Annotated in this window: 21 protein-coding genes; 6 read left to right on the top strand and 15 right to left on the bottom strand. The window is 56.5% G+C overall.

Annotated features, from left to right (window positions below):
• Positions 1 to 30: 30 nt before the first annotated feature.
• The 5 genes from rodA to MID00_RS10870 form a co-directional block, all read right to left on the bottom strand.
• Positions 31 to 1173: a rod shape-determining protein RodA gene (gene rodA, locus MID00_RS10890; RefSeq protein WP_254498820.1), complete on the bottom strand. Its 1143-nt coding sequence runs from the start codon at positions 1171 to 1173 to the stop codon at positions 31 to 33.
• Positions 1170 to 3029, bottom strand: a complete 1860-nt coding sequence (gene mrdA, locus MID00_RS10885; RefSeq protein ID WP_009460384.1) for a penicillin-binding protein 2 — start codon at positions 3027 to 3029, stop codon at positions 1170 to 1172. The genes rodA and mrdA overlap by 4 nt, the downstream gene beginning before the upstream one ends.
• 14 nt (positions 3030 to 3043) lie before the next feature.
• Positions 3044 to 3625 carry a rod shape-determining protein MreD gene (gene mreD, locus MID00_RS10880; protein WP_009460382.1) on the bottom strand — a complete coding sequence of 194 codons (582 nt, stop codon included), beginning with the start codon at positions 3623 to 3625 and terminating at the stop codon, positions 3044 to 3046.
• Positions 3609 to 4490, bottom strand: coding sequence for a rod shape-determining protein MreC (gene mreC, locus MID00_RS10875; RefSeq protein WP_009460381.1), 882 nt, complete (start codon positions 4488 to 4490; stop codon positions 3609 to 3611). The genes mreD and mreC overlap by 17 nt, the downstream gene beginning before the upstream one ends.
• A 61-nt stretch (positions 4491 to 4551) precedes the next feature.
• Positions 4552 to 5595: a rod shape-determining protein gene (locus tag MID00_RS10870; RefSeq protein WP_003801946.1), complete on the bottom strand. Its 1044-nt coding sequence runs from the start codon at positions 5593 to 5595 to the stop codon at positions 4552 to 4554.
• A gap of 270 nt (positions 5596 to 5865) precedes the next feature.
• Between MID00_RS10870 and gatC the strand changes: the two genes are divergently transcribed.
• The 3 genes from gatC to gatB are packed head-to-tail and all read left to right on the top strand — an operon-like array spanning position 5866 to position 9161.
• A complete protein-coding gene (gene gatC, locus MID00_RS10865; protein WP_003801948.1) occupies positions 5866 to 6174 on the top strand; it encodes an Asp-tRNA(Asn)/Glu-tRNA(Gln) amidotransferase subunit GatC in 309 nt (102 codons plus the stop codon).
• A gap of 9 nt (positions 6175 to 6183) precedes the next feature.
• Positions 6184 to 7704 carry an Asp-tRNA(Asn)/Glu-tRNA(Gln) amidotransferase subunit GatA gene (gatA, locus tag MID00_RS10860; protein WP_035270405.1) on the top strand — a complete coding sequence of 507 codons (1521 nt, stop codon included), beginning with the start codon at positions 6184 to 6186 and terminating at the stop codon, positions 7702 to 7704.
• Positions 7704 to 9161 (top strand): Asp-tRNA(Asn)/Glu-tRNA(Gln) amidotransferase subunit GatB, encoded by a 1458-nt coding sequence (gene gatB, locus MID00_RS10855; RefSeq protein WP_035270404.1) that lies wholly within the window; start codon positions 7704 to 7706, stop codon positions 9159 to 9161. The genes gatA and gatB overlap by 1 nt, the downstream gene beginning before the upstream one ends.
• 90 nt (positions 9162 to 9251) lie before the next feature.
• Here the strand turns inward: gatB and pyrE are convergent, their stop codons facing one another.
• Both pyrE and MID00_RS10845 read right to left on the bottom strand, forming a co-directional pair.
• Complete coding sequence (gene pyrE, locus MID00_RS10850) at positions 9252 to 9926, bottom strand: orotate phosphoribosyltransferase (protein WP_026484434.1); 675 nt, start codon at positions 9924 to 9926, stop codon at positions 9252 to 9254.
• A 53-nt stretch (positions 9927 to 9979) separates the two neighbouring features.
• On the bottom strand, positions 9980 to 10870 hold the full coding sequence (locus MID00_RS10845; protein ID WP_022983609.1) for a LysR family transcriptional regulator: 891 nt from the start codon (positions 10868 to 10870) through the stop codon (positions 9980 to 9982).
• A 219-nt stretch (positions 10871 to 11089) separates the two neighbouring features.
• Here MID00_RS10845 and MID00_RS10840 point away from each other — a divergent pair, with 219 nt between their 5' ends.
• The 3 genes from MID00_RS10840 (at position 11090) to MID00_RS10830 (ending at position 13224) form a co-directional block, all read left to right on the top strand.
• Positions 11090 to 11491 (top strand): DoxX family protein, encoded by a 402-nt coding sequence (locus MID00_RS10840; RefSeq protein WP_026484436.1) that lies wholly within the window; start codon positions 11090 to 11092, stop codon positions 11489 to 11491.
• Positions 11492 to 11547: 56 nt separating this feature from the next.
• Positions 11548 to 12357 carry a class III extradiol ring-cleavage dioxygenase gene (locus MID00_RS10835; protein ID WP_026484437.1) on the top strand — a complete coding sequence of 270 codons (810 nt, stop codon included), beginning with the start codon at positions 11548 to 11550 and terminating at the stop codon, positions 12355 to 12357.
• Positions 12358 to 12429: 72 nt separating this feature from the next.
• Positions 12430 to 13224 (top strand): exodeoxyribonuclease III, encoded by a 795-nt coding sequence (locus tag MID00_RS10830; RefSeq protein WP_022983611.1) that lies wholly within the window; start codon positions 12430 to 12432, stop codon positions 13222 to 13224.
• Positions 13225 to 13248: 24 nt separating this feature from the next.
• On the opposite strand, the gene MID00_RS10825 is transcribed toward MID00_RS10830, so the two are convergent.
• From MID00_RS10825 to MID00_RS10790, 8 genes are all read right to left on the bottom strand, one after another.
• Positions 13249 to 13578 carry a cytochrome c5 family protein gene (locus MID00_RS10825; protein ID WP_009460372.1) on the bottom strand — a complete coding sequence of 110 codons (330 nt, stop codon included), beginning with the start codon at positions 13576 to 13578 and terminating at the stop codon, positions 13249 to 13251.
• 196 nt (positions 13579 to 13774) lie between these two features.
• Positions 13775 to 14920: a copper-containing nitrite reductase gene (nirK, locus tag MID00_RS10820; RefSeq protein ID WP_009458792.1), complete on the bottom strand. Its 1146-nt coding sequence runs from the start codon at positions 14918 to 14920 to the stop codon at positions 13775 to 13777.
• Between the two features lie 229 nt (positions 14921 to 15149).
• Entirely contained in the window at positions 15150 to 15614 is a 465-nt protein-coding gene (locus MID00_RS10815; RefSeq protein WP_009458790.1) for a MarR family winged helix-turn-helix transcriptional regulator, read from the bottom strand.
• 128 nt (positions 15615 to 15742) lie between these two features.
• Positions 15743 to 17518 (bottom strand): acyl-CoA dehydrogenase, encoded by a 1776-nt coding sequence (locus MID00_RS10810; protein ID WP_250756141.1) that lies wholly within the window; start codon positions 17516 to 17518, stop codon positions 15743 to 15745.
• A gap of 2 nt (positions 17519 to 17520) precedes the next feature.
• Complete coding sequence (locus MID00_RS10805; protein ID WP_009458788.1) at positions 17521 to 18891, bottom strand: MFS transporter; 1371 nt, start codon at positions 18889 to 18891, stop codon at positions 17521 to 17523.
• A 69-nt stretch (positions 18892 to 18960) separates the two neighbouring features.
• Positions 18961 to 21084, bottom strand: coding sequence for an acetate--CoA ligase family protein (locus MID00_RS10800; RefSeq protein ID WP_254498819.1), 2124 nt, complete (start codon positions 21082 to 21084; stop codon positions 18961 to 18963).
• Positions 21085 to 21169: 85 nt separating this feature from the next.
• Positions 21170 to 22012 carry a p-hydroxycinnamoyl CoA hydratase/lyase gene (locus tag MID00_RS10795; RefSeq protein WP_250756143.1) on the bottom strand — a complete coding sequence of 281 codons (843 nt, stop codon included), beginning with the start codon at positions 22010 to 22012 and terminating at the stop codon, positions 21170 to 21172.
• Between the two features lie 267 nt (positions 22013 to 22279).
• Positions 22280 to 24559 carry a nitric-oxide reductase large subunit gene (locus MID00_RS10790; RefSeq protein WP_009458786.1) on the bottom strand — a complete coding sequence of 760 codons (2280 nt, stop codon included), beginning with the start codon at positions 24557 to 24559 and terminating at the stop codon, positions 22280 to 22282.
• Between the last annotated feature and the right edge of the window lie 110 nt (positions 24560 to 24669).

Raw genomic sequence — 24669 nt, 5'->3', positions numbered from 1 at the left:
AGATCCCCGGCCTAATCCGGGGGAATGGCGCTATGCAGGCCGCGCTGGCTTATCGTTGCTGATGCTCATCAGCATCCCGCAGGCTACACCCAAGGTCATCAAGGCCGTACCGCCATAGCTCAGGAACGGCAAAGGCACGCCTACCACGGGCAGAATTCCCGTCACCATGCCTATGTTCACGAACACATAAACGAACAGCATCATGGACATGGAACCGGCCAGCAAACGGCTGAATTGGGTGTGAGCCACAGCAGCAATCGACAAGCCGCGCAGGATCAACAAGGCGTACAGCACCAGCAGCATGATGCCGCCGTACAAACCGAATTCTTCGGCAAACACTGCAAAAATAAAGTCGGTTGTGCGCTCGGGCACGAAATCCAGATGGGACTGGGTACCCATCATGTAGCCCTTGCCGTAAACACCACCAGAACCGATCGCAATCATGGACTGGATGGTATGGAACCCTCTGCCCAAACGGTCACTACCGGGGTTCAGCAAGGTGCAGACACGGTGCTTTTGATAGTCGTGCAACACCACCCAATCCAGGTCTGGTACGCAGATATAGTCTTCGTAGTACAGCAAGGCGCTAATGCCCAGCACCAGCACCACCACAATGGGTACGATCAGCTTGAAGGACAGGCCTGCAAAGTAAATCACGCAGAAACCGGCCGCAAACACCAGCAAAGCCGTACCCAAATCCGGCTGACGCACGATCAGCAGGAACGGAATCATCAGCAAGATGCCTGCCACCATGAAGTCCAGCAGGCTCATCTTGGGCCGCTGATAGCGGTGGAAATACCAGGCCAACATCAAGGGCACGGAAATTTTGAGCATTTCCGAGGGCTGAATACGTGCCACCCCCAGGTCCAGCCAGCGCGTTGCGCCCTTGCTGGTTTCGCCAAAGAACTCCACCCCCAAAAGCAACACGACCCCGATCGAATACACCACCGGAGCCAGCTTCATCCACAAGGCAGGCGGAATCAGGGCGGCCAGCCACATCACACTAAAGGCCAACAGGAAATTACGCACCTGATCGGCAAAGCGCCAGTCTGTACCGCCCACAGCGGAATGCATGACGGTCATGCCCAGCGCAGCCATCAGCACCAGCAAAAGCAGCAAAGGCCAATCAAAGGCGGTGATGGCTCTCAGGCCCAGTTGCAAAAGTCGCTTCATTGCATCTGCCCTCGTTCCACCAACCAGTAATCAAAGACCTTGCGCACAATCGGTGCCGCAACCGACCCACCCCAACCTGCGTTTTCCACGATCAGGGCAACAGCAATTTTGGGGTTCTCTGCCGGGGCGTAGGACATGAACAAGGCGTGGTCACGCAAACGCTCATCAATGGCGTTGGCGTTGTACTTGGCACCGCGCAAGCTAAAAACCTGTGCCGTACCCGTTTTGCCAGCAGCCTGATACGCCGCACCCGCAAAAGCCCGGCGGGCGGTACCCAAACGCACCACATCCACCAGAGCACGTTTGACCACATCCACATTAGCCTGCTTCAGGGGGATCAGCTTGGCATCAATACGCACGGGCTGTTCAATTTCCGGATCATGGGGGCTGAGCGTCTGGGTGACCAGATGTGGAGGCCGCACAATGCCATTGCTGGCCAGCACGGCGGTCGCATGGGCCAGTTGCAGCACAGTAAACGAGTTATAGCCCTGGCCCACGGCCACCGAGATACTTTCCCCGGCATACCAGCGCTGTTGGGCCGGTTTTTTGTAGGCCTGACGTTTCCATTCAGTCGAAGGCAGAATGCCCTGGCGCTCGCCATCCAGATCAATGCCGGTTTGCTGACCAAAGCCAAACTGCTTCATGAAATCGTGCAGATTATCAACGCCAATTTCCGGGCCCAATGAGTAGAAATAGGTATCGGAGGATACCACCAGGGCGCGGTGCATGTCGGTAGAGCCATATACAGCGCCACCCGCGTTACGGAAACGCTGACCACCAAACTCAAAGTAGCCAGGGTCAGAAATACGGTCCGTCGCCTTGCGCTTGCCGGTTTCCAAAGCAGCCAAGGCCACAAAGGGCTTGTAAGTCGAGCCGATAGGATAGGTGCCGTACAGTGGGCGGTTAATCAGCGGGTGGTCGGGCGAGTCATTCAGCTTGCGCCAGTTCTCTACGTCAATACCGTCAATAAACAGGTTCGGATCAAAAGACGGGGCCGACACGAAAGCCAGCACTTCGCCAGTGCTGGGCTCGATGGCCACCAGCGCGCCGCGTCGTCCTTCAAACAGGGCTTCAGCCATTTTCTGCAGGCCAATGTCCAGCGACAAACGCAAGCTGGCACCCGGTACGGGGTCGACCCGGCTCAAGGTACGTACTGGACGGCCCGACGCGGCCACTTCCACTTCCTCTATCCCTGTGCGACCGTGCAGGGTCTTTTCCCAGGTTTTCTCGATCCCTTTTTTGCCAATGACCTGCGTGCCACGGTAGTTACCGGTTTGCCCGGTTTCTTCCAGGCGCTGCTGATCGCCCTCGGAAATACGGCCCACATAACCCAGCACGTGCGCTGCCGCCTCGCCCTGCGGATATTCGCGCACCCAGCGAGCCTGCAAGGTCACACCAGGGAACTTGAAGGCATGGGCAGCAAACCAGGCGGCTTCATCATCGCTCAGGTTATTGCGCAACAGAATTTCAGAATATCGACTGTTTTGCGCGACGCTCTGCTTGAATCGACGACGATCACGTGGACTTAGCTCCACCAGCTCGCCGACACGATCCAGCATATCGTCTACCGGCTCGCCCAAACTGGCGGGTACGGCCGACAAGGTGTAGTCCCGGTAATTACGGGCCAGTACCTCGCCATTGCGGTCCAGAATCTCGCCTCGACGAGGGGTAATCGGGATGACGGCAATACGGTTTTGATCGGCTCGGGCGGCAAAGCCTTCGTAGCGCACCACTTGCAAATACCACAAGCGCACGCCCAGCACCCCTAACAGTACGCAGGCCAGAACGGCCGCTACCAAGGCGCGAAACAGAATGCGCTGGCGCAACTGATGCGAAGTTTTTTTGAATTCAAACATGGCCGCCCTACCCGTCAGGACGAACCGGAGTCGGACTCGTCCAGACGCCGCTGCGGCAAGAACAGCACGCTATCGGCCAGCGGCCACAGGGCGGCGGTCAACAGGGCGCCTCCGGCCCACTCCCAGCCAGACCACTCCCCTACCAGCCAGGCGTGCAGAACCCGCACGATCAACTGGGCCAGCAGCATGACAACTGCCATGTGCAAGAAGTGAGTCCACATGCCAAAATTCAGGATGCGCTTGCGTAGCAGCAATGCGCCGTACACGACCAGAATATAGGTCAGGGCATGTTCGCCCAGCAGACTGCCATCGTGCACATCCACCAGAATGCCCACAATAAATGCCAGTGACATGGGAACACGGCGCGGCTCGTGTACAGCCCAGAAAGCCAGTACCAGCATCAACAGATCAGGCGCAAAGGGCAGCAGGCGCCAGGGCAGCATGGAAACCAGCCACATCAGCAGAATCGAGCCCCACACCAACCAGGGACTGGAAGCGCGCGAAAACGGGCTGCTATCAATAGGCTGCAAACTACTCAAGGATGAGGACCGGGTTTTACGGCCAGAGGTGTCCGAGGACTCAGCGCGTCGCATCATTGGCATCGTCCTGTTCAAGAGGGCGCTCGCTCTCGGGCACTAGCAAAATCAGAAAATGGCGATAACGCTCGGGGTGCGACAAAGGCGTCACCAAGGCCAGCGCAAAACCGGACGCATCATCGCGCTCGATACTGCTGACCATTCCCACCGGCAGACCGGCAGGGAACAAGCCCCCGATACCGCTGGTGATCAAGGTATCGTTCGGCTCCAGATCCACATCAGCCGTCAGAAAACGCACTTCCACTTTGCCACCGGGGTTGCCACCGAAGGCAATCAAACGCAGACCATTGCGCAACACCTGTACCGGCACCGAGACTTTATCGTCCGTGATCAGCGCAGCTTCCGAGGTAAAGCGCGTGACACGCACCACCTGGCCAACCACGCCGCCTTCGTCAATAACCGGCATACCGGGTCGAATGCCGCTGGCCGAGCCTTTATTGAAGATCAGATGACGGGCGTACCCATTAGGCGGTTCGTACAGAACCTCTACCGCGACAGACGGTTGGGTAACCGTATCGGCCACTTGCAGCAAACGGCGCAGCTGCTCGTTCTCAGCAGACAGCTGGGCGGCATGGGTAGACAACTGAGCCAGCTCGATACGCTGGCGTTGCAAGGCTTCTTTTTCGGAACGGGCGGTGGAGGCCGCGTCGGTCCAGCTGCTGAAATAAGTAACCAGATCACGAGGGGCCAGCATGACACGCTGAAAGGGATACAGCACAGTGGCCACGGCCTGCCGCACGGGTTCGAGCACAGCATAACGAGCGTCAGTAATCAACAAGCCCACAGCCAGCACCAAAAGAGCGGCCAGACGCAGCTCAGCTGATGAGCCGCGCCTAAATAGCCGGATGGAGCCTTGTTCTCGCATTACTCAAGCACTCGATCGCTTGCCCCCACAGGCAGACACTGCCGTGAAGGCCAAGCAAAGATCAATCGTAAATGAATACGGACTCCAGACGCTCCAGATGTTCCAGAGCCTCACCGCAACCCCGTACCACGCAGGTCAGAGGATCTTCAGCCACCACGACGGGCAAGCCGGTCTCTTCTTGCAGCAGACGGTCCAGGTCATGAACCAGAGCACCACCACCTGTCAGGACGATGCCCTTGTCAGTGATGTCCGCACCCAGTTCTGGAGGAGTTTGTTCCAGAGCGGTTTTAACCGCGGAAACGATTTGATTCAAGGGATCGGTAAGCGATTCCAGAATCTCGTTGGACGACACCGTGAAACTGCGTGGCACCCCTTCGGACAAATTACGACCCTTGACTTCAATCTCGCGAATTTCAGTGCCAGGGAATGCGGAACCGATCTCTTTCTTGATCAATTCAGCCGTAGGTTCACCAATTAGCATTCCGTAATTGCGACGGATGTAATTAATAATGGCTTCGTCAAACTTGTCGCCACCGACGCGAACCGATCCTTTATAGACCATACCGCCTAAAGAGATCACTGCCACTTCGGTTGTACCACCACCGATATCCACCACCATGGAGCCGCTGGCATCGGACACGGCCAGGCCTGCACCGATCGCGGCCGCCATGGGCTCTTCAATCAGGTAGACCTTGCTGGCGCCAGCGCCCAGAGCAGATTCTTTGATGGCACGGCGTTCCACCTGGGTGGAGCCGCAAGGCACACACACGATAATGCGTGGGCTGGGAGCAAACATGCTGCGTGGGTGAACCATGCGGATGAACTGCTTGAGCATTTGCTCGGTAACCGTAAAGTCCGCGATCACACCATCCTTCATGGGCCGGATGGCTTCAATATTGCCAGGCACCCGACCCAGCATTTGCTTGGCCTCCTGCCCAACGGCCTGAATGATTTTTTTACCATTAGGTCCACCTTCATGGCGGATGGCTACAACGGACGGTTCATCCAGTACGATACCCTTGCCGCGTACATAGATAAGGGTATTGGCCGTACCGAGGTCGATTGCCATATCGCTGGAAAAGTAACTGCGTAGGAATCCGAACATGGGCGCGCAAAGTGTAAAGTGTTTGGGGAAAAGGCAGGTAAATTCGGCGCGGAACTCAAGCGTAAAACGACAGGCACAAGAACCAGGCAACGAATTCAAAAATACCTGGGAAGGAAACGGTCAATGATAACTTATAATTGCTCTACATTAGGACTGTTTTAATGGTCAGTTAAGTTCTGTAACCCCCGCATTTGCTGTAAAAGTGCCAAACTGTCCCTAACTGACGGATTTCCGCTTTTTTTTATTACTCATTTTCCAGTACCCACCCACATGTCTATCACTGAACAGGATGTTGCCCGTATAGCGCAACTGGCGCGCCTTGATCTTTCTGCTGAACAAGCCTCCCAGGTCGAGCACGATTTGACGCGCATCCTGGGCCTGATCCAGACCTTGCAAACCGTTGATACTCAAGGCGTTGAGCCCATGGCCCACCCTTTGTCCGCCCGCCAGCAGATCAGTCTGCGTCTGCGCGAGGACAAGGCCCTGCCTTCCGGAACGGTAGAAAGCCGCCAGGCCATGATGCGCAACGCCCCCGCCGAGCAGGATGGCCTGTTTCTGGTGCCCACGGTCATCGAATAAAGCAAAACCATGTCTTTTACCCCTGAATTCGCGACTATTGCAGCGCTGCGCCAAGCTCTGCAAAACAAAACCGTCAGTGCCCGCGAGCTGGCCCAGCAAGCCCTGGACAACAGCGCCCGTCAAAAAGAGCTCAATGCCTTCGTGCAGCAGGACGCTGCCCTGACCCTGGCCCAGGCCGATGCCGCTGACGCCCTGATTGCTCAAGGCAAGGCCGGTCCACTGACCGGCATCCCTATCGCCCACAAAGATTTGTTTGTCACCAAGGATTGGCAGACCACTGCCTGCAGCAAAATGCTGGAAGGCTACGTCAGCCCCTTTGACGCCACGGTCGTGACCAAGCTGCAGGCAGCCGGTGCTGTCTCGCTGGGCAAGTTGAACTGTGACGAGTTCGCCATGGGCTCGCGCAACGAAAGCTCGGTGTTTGGCCCCGTGCGCAACCCTTGGGATCACTCCATGGTGCCCGGTGGCTCCTCGGGTGGTTCTGCCGCCGCTGTCGCTGCTGGCCTGGTAGCGGGTGCGACTGCAACCGATACCGGTGGTTCGATTCGCCAGCCTGCCGCCCTGTGTGGTGTCAGCGGCATCAAGCCCACCTACGGCACGATTTCCCGCTTCGGCATTATTGCCTACGGCTCCAGCCTGGATCAGGCCGGCCCGATCGCCCGCAATGCACGCGACTTGCTGGACCTGCTGGAGAACATGTGTGGTTTCGACCCGCAAGACGCCACCAGCCTGGAATTTTGCGACGACCAGCCCAATAACGGCGCGCGCATTCGTCAGCAATTTGAACAGCAACAGGCTCAACAAGAAGCCCAAGGCAGCCAGCCACTGAAAGGCCTGCGTATTGGTGTGCCCGCCCAGTTCTTTGGCCCCGGCCTGGACCCGGTCGTTGCCGACGCCATTGAAGCCGCCCTGAAAACCTACGAAAGCCTGGGTGCAGAGCGCGTCACCGTGCAACTGCCCCTGACAGAGCTGTCTGTCCCTACTTATTACGTCATCAGCCCCGCTGAGGCCTCCACCAACCTGTCGCGCTTTGACGGCGTACGCTTTGGCCACCGCGCCAGCCAGTACACCGATCTGAACAGCATGATTTCGCGTTCGCGCTCGGAAGGCTTTGGCCCTGAAGTGGTACGCCGCATCCTGGTCGGCACTTATGTGCTCTCGCATGGCTACTACGACGCCTACTATCTGCAAGCCCAACGCGTGCGCCGCATGATTGTGGACGACTTCCAGAAAGTCTTTGAACAGTGCGACCTGATCCTGGGCCCCGTCACACCGGCTCTGGGCCGCAAGCTGGGTGCCACCATCGAGGATCCCACCACCGATTGGCTGGGCGACGTCTACACACTGGGCGTGAGCCTGGCCGGCCTGCCCGCCATGTCCATTCCTTGCGGCTTCAGCAAGGATGAGCGCCCCCTGCCCATCGGCCTGCAAATCATTGGCAACTACTTCCGTGAAGGCCAATTGCTGGCCTTTGCCGACCGCTTCCAGCAAGTCACCGACTGGCATCAACGTCAACCAGGACAACAATAATGGAATGGGAAATTGTGATCGGGCTGGAAACTCATACCCAGCTCTCGACCGAATCCAAAATCTTCTCCAGCAGCAGCACTCGCTTTGGCGCCTTGCCCAACACGCAAGCCAACGAAGTCGATATGGCCTTGCCCGGCGCTCTGCCTGTCTTTAACCGTGGCGCTGCCGAACGGGCCATTCGCCTGGGTCTGGCCGTAGGCGGCCACATTGCGCCGCGCTCCGTGTTCGAGCGCAAGAACTACTTCTACCCGGATCTGCCCAAGAACTACCAGATCAGCCAGATGGAAATTCCCGTCGTCAGCGGCGGTACGGTCAGCTTCATGCTGGACGGTGAAGAAAAAACCATCAATCTGACACGCGCGCACCTGGAAGAGGATGCCGGTAAATCCCTGCACGAAAACTTCCGTGGTCCCTACGGCGAGTCCAGCACCGGGATCGACTTGAACCGCGCAGGCACGCCGCTGCTGGAAATCGTGTCCGAACCTGAAATGCGCTCGGCAGCTGAAGCCGTGGGCTATGCACGCGCCCTGCACAGCCTGGTAGTCTGGCTGGGCATTTGCGACGGCAATATGCAGGAAGGCTCTTTCCGCGTGGATGCCAACGTATCGGTACGCCCCAAAGGCCAGAAAGAATTTGGCACCCGTTGCGAACTGAAGAACATCAACTCCTTCCGCTTCCTGGAACGTGCCATTCAATACGAAGCACGCCGCCAGATCGAGCTGATCGAAGACGGTGGCAAAGTCATCCAGGAAACGCGCCTGTACGACTCGGACCGTGACGAGACCCGCAGCATGCGCAGCAAGGAAGATGCACACGATTACCGCTACTTCCCCGATCCTGACCTGCCACCTCTGTTTATCAGTGAAGAGTGGATCGAACAGGTTCGTCAGGACATGCCTGAACTGCCCGCCCAGAAACTGGCTCGCTTCGAGCAAGAGTTTGAACTGAGCCGTTACGACGCCTCGCAACTGACGGTAGATCGTGCAACGGCTGACTTCTTCGAAGCCATCTTGCAGGCGGGCTCCAAGGCTAACGCGAAGCTAGCCGCCAACTGGATTCTGGGCGAACTGTCGGCTGCCTTGAACCGTGAAGAGCTGAACATTGAGCAGTCCAAAGTCAGCCCAGCACAATTGGCTCAGCTGATTGCCCGTATTGCTGACGGCACCATCTCCAACAAGATTGCCCGTGACGTGTTCGCGGCGCAGTGGGACGGCGAGCTCAATGGCGATGTGGACGCCATTATCGACGCCCGTGGCTTGAAGCAGATCAATGACGTAGGTGCCATTGAGGCCATGGTGGACGAAGTACTGGCCGCCAACCCCAGCATCGTCGAGCAGCACCGTGCCGGCAAGCCAAAAGCCTTCAACGCTCTGGTCGGCCAGGTGATGAAGGTGGCCAAGGGCAAGGCCAATCCGCAGCAGATCAACGAAATGCTCAAGCAAAAGCTGGACGCCTAAGTCCGGACTCTGCGCTTAACGGATACAAAAACACCAGGCCTTGGCCTGGTGTTTTTTTACTGCTGAACTTTGCTTGCCAAACGCAGATGATCAGACACCGTAGCGATCGCGGTAGGCTTTCACTTGAGGAGCATGAGCAGCCAAGGTGGTGTCATCCGCCAGCACCGCCATGATGTCAGCCAAAGAGGCAATGCTGATCACAGGAATACCGTAAGTCTGTTCCACTTCCTGCACTGCAGAATGCGCGGACAGTTCCTGATCGTTACCGGCGCGCTCCATGCGATCCAGAGCAATCAGCACCGCGGCAGGTTCTGCACCTGCGGCCTTGATGATCTGCATGGATTCACGCACGGACGTACCCGCTGTGATCACGTCATCAATAATCACGACCTTGCCTTGCAAGGGAGCGCCCACCAGGGTGCCGCCTTCACCGTGGTCTTTGGCTTCCTTGCGGTTGAAAGCAAAAGGCACATCACGATCACCGATTTGTGGATGCTCGGCCAGGGCAATTGAGGTTGCGGCAGCCAGAGGAATCCCCTTGTAGGCGGGACCAAACAGCATGTCAAAAGACACGCCCGAATCCAGCAAAGCCTGAGCATAGAAACGGGCCAGCTGACCCACACTACGTCCCGTATTGAACAGGCCGGCATTGAAGAAGTAAGGGCTCAAACGGCCAGACTTGACCTTGAATTCCCCAAAACGCAGCACTCCCTGTTCCAGGGAGAAGCGCACAAAATTGCGACGATTATCGTTATTAGCCGACATGACAGAGTATGAAAAAGATAGAGACGAAAGGCATTTTAGCGTGATGTGAGCCATCACTTGGCAGGTTCGGCCAGTTCTTCCAGCAAGAAGTCGATAAAACTGCGCACTTTAGGTGTCAAATAGCGACGGCTGGCATAGACGGCATGCAGCTGCTGCAGCTCTTCGGTGTAATCGGGCAACAGGCGAACCAGCCGACCACTTTCCAGATCATCCATCACCAGCCACTCCGGCAAATAGGCCAGCCCTGCTCCACCCAACGCACTGTAATAAGTCAGATTGGTGTTATCCGAACGCATGAAAGGATTCAGGCGCAAGGACTCCGGCCCGTCCGGCCCCAAAAATTCAAAACTGGGCTGCTGTAAATAACTGGGGCTGATAGCCGGCAGACGCATCACCTCCGCACAGTTACGCGGCATGCCGTGCTGGGCCACAAACTCCGGGCTGGCCACCAGATGAAAGGGCGTGGGGCAAATAAGACGTGCAATCTGATGCGGCGCAGGCTCGCGCATCACCCGCAAGGCCAGATCAAAACCTTCCGCCACCAAATCCACTTTGTGATTGCTCAGGCTCATGTCCAGAGTCACTTCCGGATAGCGTGTTTGGTAATCCTGCAACAGCTGCGCCACTTTGCGGTTGGCAAACCATACGGGGGCCGTCACTCTCAACACACCTTGGGGCTGATGCTCAGAACCCGATAATGCCTGCTGTCCGCGCTCCAGAGTATCGAGTGCCTGCAAGCAATAATCAAAGTAGGTTTGCCCCAACTCCGTCAGGCTCAAACGACGGCTGCTGCGATGGAGCAAGCGGGCGCCCAGCTGTTTTTCCAGATTGGCCAAGTGCTTGCTGACCATGGGCGCAGACATATCCAAGCGTTGCGCCGCCGCTGCAAAGCTGCCCGCTGCGACGATTTCCCGGAACACCCGCAGACTCTGAATCGTATCCATGCTTTCCTAATGAGAAAGTAACTAATGAAAATAGGCCTGTTTATTTCCTGATAGTAATTGATTAATCTTGAACGAGCGCTAACCCGGTGCCTGTCTGGGCCTTGAATGGGCGGGACCAGCACCAGGATGTCATCACGTCATGCCTGACACAGAGCTTTTGTCACTACGCCGGGCCAGTGCTTCGTTTACCGATACTGTCAACTTTCCAAAGGAACATACATGAGCGCCCTTACCTCTAGCTGGACTCCTCGCATCCTTAGCCTGCTGCGCATCGTTACAGGCTATCTCCTGCTGACACACGGTACTGCCAAGATCCTGGGTTTCCCCAAAGTAGACATGTTTGCCAACCTGCAAATCAGCTCCATTTACGGCATTGCGGGCATTCTGGAACTGGTTCTGGGTGTCTTGCTGGTGATTGGTCTGTTCTCTCGTTTTGCAGCCTTTATTGCTTCGGGCCTGTGCGCTTTCGCTTACTTTATTGGCCACGCCAGCGGCAGCACCTTCGCAACCCCTATCCTCAATGGCGGTGAGGCGGCAGTTCTGTTCTGCTTTGCCTTCCTGTACCTGGCCTTTGCCGGCCCAGGCCCATGGAGTATTGACGCAGGCCGCGGCAAAGCCTGACGCCTTGTTCAACCCCTTATCCCCTGCCCCTATCAGGGCAGGGGCAGGAGATCATCATGACAATGCCCACCTACTTCATCTCGCATGGTGGCGGACCCTGGCCCTGGATGCCTGAAGCGCAAACCATGTACGCCCCGCTGCGTGCTGCCTTGCAGGATATTCCACGCCAATTGGGGCGCACACCCAAAGCGATCTTGATGGTCTCCGCCCACTGGGAAGCTCAACAAGCCAATCTGCTGGTTGCCGCCGCAGCACAACCGAGCATGGTGTACGACTATTACGGCTTTCCGCCCCACACGTACGAGATTCACTACCCTGCACCAGGCGATCCTGCTCTGGCCCAACAGGTCTGTAATTTGCTGGAAGGCGCTGGCCTGCCCACTCATCTGGATTCGCAGCGTGGCTTTGACCACGGTGCATTCGTACCGGCTTATGTGATCTATCCGCAAGCCAAAGTGCCTATGGTGCAACTGTCCATTCACGCGAACTACGACCCGGCCCTGCACTACGCCATGGGCGAGGCGCTTGCGCCTTTGCGAGACGAAGAGGTGCTGATTATTGGCAGCGGTCTGAGCTATCACAACCTGCGCAATATGGGACCTGGCGGTGTGCAGCCCTCTGCCCAGTTTGATGCCTGGCTGCATCAAAGCCTGAGCCTGGAGGACCCTGCCGCCCGTCGTCAGGCCTTGATGGACTGGGAACAGGCCCCGGCCGCACGTGTTGCCCATCCCCGCGAAGATCACCTGGTTCCCCTCATGGTGGCCGCTGGTGCTGCGCGTGGCGACGCAGCGCATCGCTTCCACCACGAAACCCAGGCCTTTGGTGGCTTGACCGTGTCCAGCTACCGCTTCGGCTCAGCGTCGTAACAAGCTCTGACGGCCACTGACATCCAGGCAGGTTACGGGTTAAAGTGCTGACGCTATAAGGAGAATTGCCACGTGTTACGCGTCACCTCGTTAAACGTCAACGGTATTCGGGCCGCCTTTCGTAAAGGCCTGCCCGCCTGGCTGGAAGCCCAGAAACCTCATATTGTCTGCATGCAGGAAATCAAGATCAGCGAGCCTGATCTGACCCCCGATTTGACCAACCCCGGTCAATACCACGGGCATTTCCACCATGCTCAGAAAAAAGGCTATAGCGGTGTAGGCCTGTACCTGAACCACAAGGCAGAAAGCGTGGCCGAAGGCATGGCCTGCGAAGAGTTCGATGCTGAAGGCCGCATTATCCGCGCCGACTGGAACGACCTTAGTGTGATCAGCGCCTACCTGCCCTCGGGTTCCTCGGGCGACGAGCGTCAAACCGCCAAGTACCGCTTTCTGGATCATTTTGAGCAGTGGATTAATGGCTTGATGCAGGAACACCGTGATACCGGCCGCGAGTTCATTATTTGTGGTGACTGGAATATTGCGCACCACGAAGCCGATTTGAAGAACTGGAAAGGCAACCTGAAAAACAGTGGTTTTCTGCCAGAAGAACGCGCCTGGATGAGCAAAGTGCTGGGCGAACTGGCTTGGGTGGACGTGTACCGCAGCCTGCATCCCGATACCACGGACGAGTGCTACACCTGGTGGAGCAACCGCGGCCAGGCTTGGGCCAAAAATGTGGGGTGGCGCATTGATTATCAAATTGCCACCCCAGGTATTGCTGCCAAGGCGCGCGGTGCAACGATCTATAAGGAAGAGCGTTTCAGCGACCACGCGCCACTGACGGTTGATTACGACTGGAGCCTGTAAATCCAGCCTGAAAAAGCCAGCGCCTTAGCTGGCTTTTTCAATCATGTAGCGCACAACGCTGCGCAATTGTTCATCGGTTGCTTTGGGAGCTGCACCGCGTGGGGGCATGGCGCCCTTGCCGTTCAGCACAACTTGCATCATGGCATCTTCGCCTTGGGCGATCAGGGGCTCCCAACGAGCCTTGTCACCCAAACGAGGGGCATTGGCCATACCCGATGCATGACAGACCATACACGAAGACTTGTACAGCTTGAGAGCTTCGTCCGAGTTGGCATGTGCTGCAGGTGCGGCGGCCAGCAAAAACAAAGCGGCCATTGCGGAGTACATCATGGTGGCGGGGCGATAGGTTCTCATGGGTTTACCCTTTAAACAGTCGGCATGAACGCATACCTGGCTGATACTTCGTTTTCTGTACAAGAGGCCCGTTTTTCATGGTTCGAACCTCTTGCGTTTTCACTAGCTAATCACTATCCAATAACTGCCTTGAAGCCCGGACGGAAATGATGGGTGTTTCTGGTTCTCAATTCCGCATACCGGGTGCCAACCCTGCTTAGCCCTTGATCGGGCCGGGAGGGCTGACTTGCTTCATCAAGTCGTCGTTCCATTCGCCTTCGACCAGAACGTGACCTGCTGCGCCCAGTTCCATGGCTTCGATCAGGTTGTGGTTCACATAGGCGTACACACCAGGCTGCTTGAAGGTGTAGAGCGCCACACCGGCCGAACCGCCGCGAATGAACCAGGTTTCCAGGTTCTTGGCAGGTGGATCATCAAACTTGCCCAGTTCCCAAACCCAGTCACCGTGCCCACCGATCAGGTGAGGACGGGTGTCGCGGTTGGCCTGCGAGTGAATGAACAGCACGGTTTCACCCACGTTGGCCTTCATAGCACCGTCGCCCATCAAGGCACCGACCTTGCCGTTGAACACCACGTGGCTGGGGATCAGACCACGCATGGCTTCCAGGGTATCGCCGTAGCTTTCAGCCGAGGAACCATACTTTTTGAAGTTGCCCTTTTCATCACGAGGGATGTAGAGGTCAAACTCGCCAATGGTGTAGACACGGTCGTAATGCAGCGAGTTGCCCGCCGAATCCTTCAGGCCGTCGCGTGGCAGCACCATGACGGTACCGTGCATGCCCTGGACCACGTGCCAGGCTACCGAGCCTTCGGGTGCGCAGTGGTACACAAACGTACCGGTACGGTCGGCCTTGAAGCGCAAGGTGGCTTGTTCGCCGGGGTTCACGTTGGTCAACTTGGCACCGCCCAGCGCGCCAGTCGAGGCGTGAAAGTCGATGTTGTGCGGCATGGTGTTGCTGGCTGGGTTGACCAGGGTCAGCTCCAGGTAGTCGCCTTCATGCACAACCATGGTGGGGCCGGGCATGGAGCCATCAAACATCATGGCGTGCATGGTGGTGCCATCGCGATCGACCACGATCTCTTTTTCCACGATGCTCATGCGGAACTCCACCACGCGAGGCTCGGGACCTACTTTCTGCTCGTGCTTGTGGACCATAGGAGGCGCAACCAGATCCACCTTGACCCGCTCCAGCTTGGCGATCTGGGCTTCTGTACGCGCGGCCAGCCAGGGCGCGTTCTTTTTTGGTGCAGCCGTCTCGCGGGCTTGTACTTGAGCCGCCAGCAAAGTCGTTCCTGCGGCGACACCTAGGCCAGCACTTTTCAAGAAATGACGACGTTCCATACTACCTCCGGTTTGATCCAGGCGTGATGCCTGCTGATTAAATAGTTGATTGCTCTAACAGTTACAGGATGTATTTGAACGTACTTGGCCCAAGCCATCTTTGTTGCAGCGCAAGCATTGGCGATGAACACAAAAAAAACCGCCTTAAAGGCGGTTCCAGAAAATACCTGTTAACGATACGCAGCCACCCAATCCGCAAGGATCATCTGCTTAGCCGTTCTGCAACTGATCAGCTTTCGCGACTCTCTTGGACTGCCATCAGTTTGTCCAGGGCCGAGAACAAATGGCGCCGCTCAGCGGCGGTGAGTATCTGTTCCAATTCCTCCTCCAGTTTTCCGACCTGCTCTTCAGCAGGCAAGAGCAAAGTCTGGCCTTGGGCAGTCAGATGTAATTGCTGTAAGCGTCGATCCCGCGGATCTGAATGACGTTCGATCAAGCCACGCTTGACCAGACGCTCGACCACCGGCACCAGATTGGATGGCGAGATATCCAGCGTTTCACCCAATTGGCGCAAATAGATTCCCGGATTAGCATCGAGCAAGATCAAAATAGAAAACTCACTGGGCTTGAGATCATGCTCGGCAACACGATGCGCAAACAACTTATGAATATGAATTTCCGTACGCGTGAGGCGATAGCCCAGAAAGCGGAGAAGGCGTGACTGGTCAACCGCGGATTCGAGAGCACTGTCCATGAGTTGGTGTCTGACTAAAAAAGAAAAATGCCTGCAAGACAGTGTCGACACAACATCGACACCATCCTGAGTGGCACACCGTTGATCGGTGCAGACATCAATCATAGAGCATAGACCCACCAACCGTCTCAGACGAGCTTGTGCACAGGCACCGCGCTTGTCACTGCCGCCTCGATCCTGCTCAAGTAATAGCGGGCATCCAGCAAGCCATGATCAAAGAAATAATCGGCACTAGCCACCTTGCGCTCGCACAAGCTGGTATCGGCATGCAAGCGACTGACCCGCCCTGCCCGTGCCCAGGCAAATGCCATACACACGATGCCGACCAAGCGCAGATAGTCCTCCGCACACCGGGCCAGTACTTGCGTATCGTGTTGAGCGCAGGTGCATAAATGGGTCGTCACTATGTACAGTTGGTCACTCCACTGTCTTAATGCTTTCCCCCATGGACATTCTGCCAACGCCTCCAGACAGGCATCCGCTTCCCAGCGCCAGGCCTGGAGCAAAGGTTGCAAGGCCTCGGGCCCCACGGCGGCAATCTTGCGCTGTAGCAGATCCAACGCCTGGATCTGGTTGGTTCCTTCATAAATCATGGCAATACGCGCATCTCGAAGCGTTTGCTCAATACGATACTCATGTACGTACCCATAGCCGCCAAAAACTTGCAGTGCGTCGCTGGCCAAGGAAAAGCCCCGCTCTGTAAATAACGACTTGACGACTGGTGTCAGTAAAGAGGCCAGATCCTGCGCCCGAGTCTGCTCTTCACCCTCTGGCAAGCTCTGCGCCAAATCAAGCTGATGCGCTGTCCATGCCGCCATCACCCGCATACCTTCCGTCCAGACACGCAAGTCGGCGAGAATGCGTTGCATAGCGGGATGATGGGCAATAGGATCCGCTACTCCATTGGCCTGTGCCGGGCGGGGTTGCACCCGCATCTGATAACGTTCGTGAGCATAAGAGCGGGCCAATTGCCACGCCGCTTCTGCATGACCTAAGCCTTGCAACCCAACATGCAAACGAGCCGAATTCATCATCACAAACATGGCGGCCAGGCCTTGATGCGGTTTGCCTATCAGCCACGCATGGGCTGCCTCGAAACGCATCGAGCAAGTAGCACTGCCTTTGATGCCCATTTTCTTCTCAAGGCCATCACAGTAAATCGTATTGGGCACAAGCCCCCCCTCCTTGGGAATCAGGCGCGGGGCCAGGAACAAGGACAGCCCCCGTGTCCCGGCAGGGGCATCAGGCAGACGTGCCAGCACCAGATGAACGATGTTCTCGCTCATATCCTGATCGCCACCGGAGATGAAGATCTTGTTGCCATGCAGGCGGTAAGAACCTTCTTGTTCGGGCAGCGCCTGGGTACGCAGCAAACCCAAATCGGAACCGGCTTGTGGTTCAGTCAGGCACATTGTGGCTAACCAGCGTCCGCTAACGATATGCGGCAGATAGGTGCGGCGAATGTATTCATCACCATGAGCATTCAGGCAGGCATAGGCACCATGCAGAATTCCTGGATACATGGCCCAGCCATGATTGGCTGATGCCAACATTTCATGCAAGGCCGTATCGAGCAACTGAGGCAGGCCCTGGCCACCCACGCCGGGATCGCAGGCCAACGCAGGCCATCCAGCCGCCATAAAATCTGTATAGGCCTTGGCAAACCCGTCTGGTGTCAAGACCCGGCCATTCTCTAGACGACATCCTTGCAAATCAGCTGGCCCATTAAGCGGAGCCAAGACGTCGGCACAGAAGCGACCGGCAGCCTCAACTACCCTATCTGCCGTTTCCTGATCCAGCCCTTCGTAAGCCGACAAACGGCACCAATCCTCCTCCGCCTGCAAGCAATATTGCTGTACAAAACGAAAGTCCTCTAATGGGGGCTGATAATGCGATGCTTGCATACTTAAGTCCTCTCTTGCTGCGCCAAAATGGCGACCAGTTGACGATACGGGCCAATCGCCCGGGCCAGGCACACTGCTGACAACAAGGCTGCCAAGGCAGAGACCAAACCCAATGACAGCCCTACTTTCTGTTCGTCATGGAAAATAAAATCCGTGAAAAAAGCGACCAGAAAGGGCCCCATACCCAAGCCAATCAAATTAATCAGAAGCAGGTAAATCGACGTGACTTGTCCCCGCAATTGATTGGGGGTAATGGCCTGCAAGATAGGGGGGGCCAAGGCAACGGGCATCCCCAGAAAGAAGGTCGTTGCTGCCACAGCCACCAAAGCAAGCTCGGCAGAAGGGGCGAAGGCCAGCGCCACTCCAGTCACGATCAAAACGCTGGTGGCGGCCAAGGAAATCAGGATCGAGCCTACCAGCTTGCCCCGTGCTGTCAGATGGTCAGCCAGAAAGCCACTGACCAGCATGCCACCAATGCCAAAGCTCAGAATAATGACCCCATAGGCTGGGCCAATTTCACCAGGAGTCCACCCCCACTGGCGGATAAAGGTGGCGGGCAGCCAGGCCGTGACGCCGAACGTGATCATGGCAGTCAAGCCGGGAGCCAGCAGCAGTGGAAAGTAAGCCCGTTTATGGCGCAGCACATAGCGCCAATCAGGAGCGGGAGCCGAACCGGCATGTGGAGTCGAGTCAGTCCCTTTCATGCCCCGCCGCACCGGCTCGCGCACGGTCAGCATTAGCAGAATAAGAGGAATACCGGGCAAAGCCACAAAGATGAAGGCCGCCTGCCAGGGTTTGAAGCTGCCCAGCAGCGGAAACATCAGCGTGCCTGATTGGCTGGTCGCTTCAATAACCAGCCCACCCACAATAAATGCAGTCGCCGATCCTATATAAACCCCTGATGTATAGATACTCATGGCGCGGGCCCGACGCTCGGGCGCGAAGTAATCGGCCAACATAGAATAGGCGGCCGGAGACAGGGCGGCCTCGCCAATGCCCACAAACATACGGGCGACAAAAAGCGATGCAAAGCCAGTCACATAGCCTCCTGCGGCAGTGGCCAACACCCACACCACCATTCCGATCACAATCAGGTTCCGACGATTCCAACTATCCGCCAAGCGGCCCAGAAAAATTCCAACAAACGTATAGAAAATGGCAAATGCAAAGCCGTGAACAATACTGAACACCCAATCTGACAGATGCAAATCCTTCTTGATGGGCTGCACTAACAGGCCCAAAATCTGGCGATCCACAAAAGACAGCGTGTAGGCCAGCAACAAGACAATCGTGACGTAATACGCATAGCCCAAGGTTGAAAGCTGGTTGGAAGCGGGCATGCGTACACGGCCCGGCAAGTAAGGCAGGCTCAAGGCAAACTCCTGTGAAGGATGGGGAAGGAAATTAAATGGACTGGCATGAACAGCCAGCCCTGGTGGGCCTCAGCCGCTTTGGCCCTGAAGCAGCATCAAGGCATCTAATGCAACTACACCCTGACCTTCAGGCAGCACAATGACCGGATTGAGGTCTATCTCGCTAATAGCAGGCGTCCCACGCAACACCTGCCCAAGACGGATGATCAACTCGGCCAACGCTTCGCGATCAAGTCTGGGGGAGCCTCGATAGCCATGCAACAAGGCCGCTGCCTGCAACTGATCGAGCTCATGCAATACCTCTGTCATGGAGAGATCAGCATCCAACAAGCGAACATCGCGCATGATCTCTGCCGTAACCCCCCCCATGCCTACTAAAATCACGGGTCCCCACTGCGGATCCTGACGCGCCCCTACAATCATCTCCAGGCCGCGCCGTCCCATGACCTCTACCAGCACACCATCAAGAACAATACTCACGTCGTAGTTAGCCACATTCTCATGCAGACGGTTCCAGGCCTGCTCTAAAGATGGCCTGTCGCCAACGTTGAGAATGACACCGCCTGCATCGCTCTTATGGCTTAACTGCGCAGACTGGGCCTTGAGCGCAACAGGCCAACCAAGCGTCTGGGCAGCCTCTACCGCCTGTTCCAGGCACGTAGCCAGTTCTCCACGGGCAAATGGTATGCCCGCTTGGGCCAGGATCTGCTTGGCCTGATATTCAGGAATGACGGTACGATCTGTCGGCAACACTAAAGCTTTGGGTTCGCTGTGACTACTGTCAAAGCTACGTGCTTGAAACGCTGTCAAACGTTGTACGGCACGCAAGGCCCGCTCGGTACTGGGGAAATATGGAACGCCCAGGCTACGCATTTGCTCAATGAACTCGGGAGGAACAGCCGCCCCCTCGTCCAATCCGGCAAGCACCACGGCTTTTCGGGGACGCAAGTCGTGTATGGCTCGCAGCACCGGTGGCATTTTGATGCCGCAGGTCACCGTATCGCCCTGAATCAGGCCAACAACAAGAGTGGAGAAGCGTTCGTCCCTCAGCAAAGCCGTCAAAGTACGGTAGTAAAGGTCCGGATCAACCAAACCTTGCGCCGTCAAGTCCAAGGGATTGCTCACACCCACAAAGCCGGGCAACACCGACCTTAGCTGCGGTGAGTCCTGATCACTGATCTCCGGCAGGTCCAGTTGCAGAGCCTCGGCCCAATCCAGGGTCAAGGCCTTGAAGGCCCCCGACTCACCCAGAACCGCTACGCCCGCAGCCGGCAAGGCAGGACAACGAATGGCAATCTCGGCGATATCACCCAGCTCTTCCAGCGTTTCAGCAAAAACAGCACCCGCACGCTCCATCTTGGTGCGCATCAATGAATAGTCGCCTGCCAGAACACCGGTATGTGTGGCCGCGGACGCGCGAGCCGCACTACTTTTGCCCGGATGAAGCAGTACAAGCGTCTTGCCCTGACTACGTGCCTGAGTAACCGCTGCCAGCATGCGCTCTGGATGACGAAACTGCTCCACAATCATCGCAATAACGCGGGTATGGCTTTGCTCCAGCAGGAACTCCACATAGTCCTCCGCAGCACTGGCCGCCTCATTGCCCGTCGAAACCGCGTAGGACAAGGGCAAGTTGCGACTGGACAAGGTGGTGCACAACACCGTCATCATCGCACCGCTTTGCGACACCACCCCAATGCACGGCTGTTGTTCCTGCGTCTTGTGCCGAATGTCAACTTGCACAAACGTCAATGGCACACCTTGCTGATAATTGATACTCCCCAAACAGTTGGGCCCTTCGATCACCATGCCAGCCTCAGCCGCGATTCGGGCAATCTCATTTTGCTCGGCTTGCCCCTGTATACCGGCCTCGGCAAAACCTGCCGTAAAGATGATCGCCGCACCGACACGCCGCTTGGCCAGTGAACGAACGGTATCCAGAACGGCCATTTGTGGAATCGCCAATACAGCCACATCCACGCCGTCAGGCAACTGCTCAACGGATGTCAAGCAAGGACGGCCTGCTATCTGGACTCGCCTGGGATTGATCAAGTAAATCTCGCCGGCAAAACCGTTTCGCTCCAGATTACCCAGTACCGATGCACCCAGTGCTCCGGGTGTGGCCGATGCGCCCACAATAGCTATGGAGCCCGGCCTTAATAGCCGCCCGATATCCGGCCGCTGAGCGGCCACCCTCTGTGTCCTTATCACTGCTGTCTCCCATTGAGTGGTGGCAGCTCTCTTTCAGACCAAAGAGGCTGTCCCCCTGCTGTGCCCCTTATCGGGCTTCTTGTTTGGAAAGGTCGTAGGTTCCCAAGCCAGGTTTGTATGTTTTGTCGTCCAAAAACTGCCGCATACCTTCTTTGCGACCTTCGTTATCAAAACTGTTGGCCGCCTCCTGAACACGCACCAGATAATCTTCCGCATTGTCGTAGGTCATCTCCTGCACACGACGGATGGCATCCTTGGTGGCCTTCAATGCAATCGGGTTTTTTTGCAGCAAGACTCGGGCGACCTGTGTCACGCGCTCTTGCAAGCTCTCCAAGGGCAAGGACTCATTGACCAGCCCCCACTGGGCTGCCGTCCGACCGTCAATACTCTCACCCATCATGGCGTGATACATCGCATTACGGAATGACAACAACTCCACAGCAACTTTTGAGGCCCCTCCACCGGGCAAAATACCCCAATTGATTTCAGACAAGCCGAACGTGGCCTCATCCGCGGCAAACGCCAAGTCGCAGGCAAACAAGGGACCATAGCCTCCACCAAAGCACCAGCCATTAACCATCGCAATCGTCGGTTTCTGAAACCAACGCAGTCGGCGCCACCAACCGTAGCTTTCGCGTTGCGCCTTACGCGTCCCTTTCAGGCCAGTGGCTTCTGTTTCCCTGAAATATTCTTTCAAATCCATACCAGCAGTCCAAGCCGAGCCCTCGCCACTGAGCACCACCACACCAACGTCCTCACGGAACTCCAGTTCATCGAGCACACGCATCATCTGACGATTAAGTTGCGGACTCATGGCGTTGCGTTTCTCGGGACGATTAAATTTCACCCAAGCGATACGGCCCTCTACCGTACACAACACGGTTTGCTCTTCTGTGCGTTCAATATTCATCAGCCTTCCTTGCTCTTTTAAAACTGAGTGTTTGATCAATTGATTCAATTAGATAATTATTATGATATATAACCATTATTGATCATCACAATACAGCGTTAACCCTAGGTGACTACAAATACAACCTTGCATAAGGTCACTATTCTGACCTGGTCAAGCGGTGCGCTCCCTGCTTGACCAATCTGCGTTCAATATGAAAAAAACCGCCCGAAGGCGGTTTTCTTGCAGAGACTCTCTCTTAAGATAAGAAAGCGTGAGGGAACAAGATCAGGATGTTTTGATAGCACCCGCAGAATTGGCCGAGATTGTCCGACGCCGTGCGGAAATACGTACCCAAACCTGCTGGAACACAATCAAGGCACCGGCAATGAACACAACGTCACCCAAGGTACGCCACCAGCGCAGGGATTGCAGGATAGGCTGCTGCATGAACTCTTCGCTGCGGGCATACCACATGCCTTCCGAGATGCTGGCCCAAGCCTGAATAATCCCGGCCGGCAGCAAGCTGACGAACATCATCAGCACCAGACCCAGGTTCAGCGTCCAGAAGCCCCAGCTCATCAGGCGATCGTTGTAACGAACCTCGGGCGAGATATAACGCACCACCAGCAAGACAAAGCCCAGAGACAGGAAGCCATACACACCGAACAAGGCTGCGTGAGCATGCAATGGCGTGGTGTTCAAACCCTGGATGTAGTAGAGCGAGATAGGTGGGTTGATCAGGAAGCCAAACACACCAGCACCCAGCATGTTCCAGAAGGCCACGGCCACAAAGAACATGACAGGCCAACGCAAATCACTCATCCAGCTGGCTTGTTTCTGCATCTTCCAGTTATGGAAAGCTTCGTAGCCCAGCATGATCAAAGGCACTACTTCCAACGCGCTGAAGGAAGCACCAATGGCCATGATCGGCGTGGTCGTACCCGAGAAGTACAGGTGGTGCAAAGTACCAGGCACACCACCGACCAGGAACAGCGAGGCCGCTGCCAAACCCGCAATCGTGGCACTACGCTTGGAAACCAGACCCAAGGTCAGGAAGATAAAGCCCATGGCAACCGTTGCAAAGACCTCGAAGAAGCCCTCAACCCACAGGTGAACCACCCACCAGCGCCAGTACTCCATGATGGTGATATTGGTGTGCTCGCCATAGAACAAGCCGGTACCGTAGAACAGACCAATGGCCACGGTAGAGATGGTCAACAGAACCAATAAATGGTTGTCGCCCTTGTCACGACGCAAGGCAGGCCACATGCCACGCAACATCAGCAGGAGCCAGAAAGCCAGGCCAATGAACTTGATGATCTGCCAGAAACGGCCCAGATCCAGATACTCATAACCCTGGTGACCGAACCAGAAGTTCAGCTCGGGGGGCAGGATGTTTTTGATGGCCAGGAAGTTGCCGGCAAAAGAACCAATAAAGAGCACAACCAGAGCGCCGAACAGAACGTCCACACCCAGACGCTGGAACTTCGGATCCTCGCCCCCGTTAATCAATGGCACCAGGAACAGACCAGCGGTCAGGAAGCCACTGGCAATCCACAAAAGGGCTGCCTGAATATGCCAGGTACGGGTCAAGGAGTAAGGGAACCACTGCGACACGTCTATGCCATAGAACATCTGGCCTTCGACCGTGTAGTGCGCCGTAAAGCCGCCCAGGAAGACCTGGATGACAAACAGGGCAACCGTCAGGAAGGCATATTTTTTCAGGGCACGCTGCGAAGGGGTCAGGCGGAAAGCCAGAACCGGATCAGTGGCCGGTGCAACAGGGGCTTCCTCTTCTTTGTGCGTAAAGGCCCAGATCCAGACCAGCAAACCAATACCGGCCAGCAAGAGCACGATACTGACAATGGACCAGACAATATTGGCCGTGGAAGGATGGTTATCCACCAAAGGCTCATGTGGCCAGTTGTTGGTATAGCTGACGGTGGTGCCAGGACGCTCGGTTACCGTGGCCCAAGACAGCCAGAAGAAAAAGCGGGTCATGTCCTGACGACGCTGCAGCTCTGGCAAGGTGTTGTCCTTCATGGCGAAGCTTTCGCGGCTGGACTTCAGCTCAGGCGCGTCGCCAAACAGGTCGATGTAATACTGGGCGGTGGTATCGATGGCCTTGGCGCGACGTTCGCTGATCTGCAATACGCCCGTCGCTTCATCAATGCGGTTGGGACGGTATTCGTCCTGCAGTTCCTGCCGCAAAGTGGCCTGCTGACTGGATGTCAGCTGATCGTAGTTCAGCGAGTAGGTTTGCTGGGCAGCCAGATCCAGCCAGGCCAGAGCCTCGCGGTGCAACCAGTCGGCGCTCCAGTCCGGGGCCTGGTAGGCCCCATGCCCCCAGATCGAGCCCAGCTGCATGCCGCCGGTACTTTGCCAGGCGGACTGGCCACGATGTATCTGTTCCTGTGAGGTAAACTCACGGCCATCCGGTGTGACTACCTTGACGGGCATGGGGGGTGCCTGGCGATACACCTCCACACCTGTCCATCCCAGGATGGCAAAGGTCACCATGGTGACTGCCACCAGGGACCACCATAGTTTTTTATAGCTACGCATTTTCTTCTCCGTCTCGCTGATGAATCAAACGACCCAATCCAAACAAGTCCTGGCAGGACCCAGTTACCTGGTCAAAACCTGTTTGGGTACGGCCCCGGAACGGGGGACGG

The organism is Alcaligenes sp. NLF5-7 (genome assembly GCF_024266725.1).
Lineage (GTDB): Bacteria > Pseudomonadota > Gammaproteobacteria > Burkholderiales > Burkholderiaceae_B > Alcaligenes > Alcaligenes phenolicus.
This window is presented reverse-complemented; position numbering and strand designations above follow the sequence as displayed.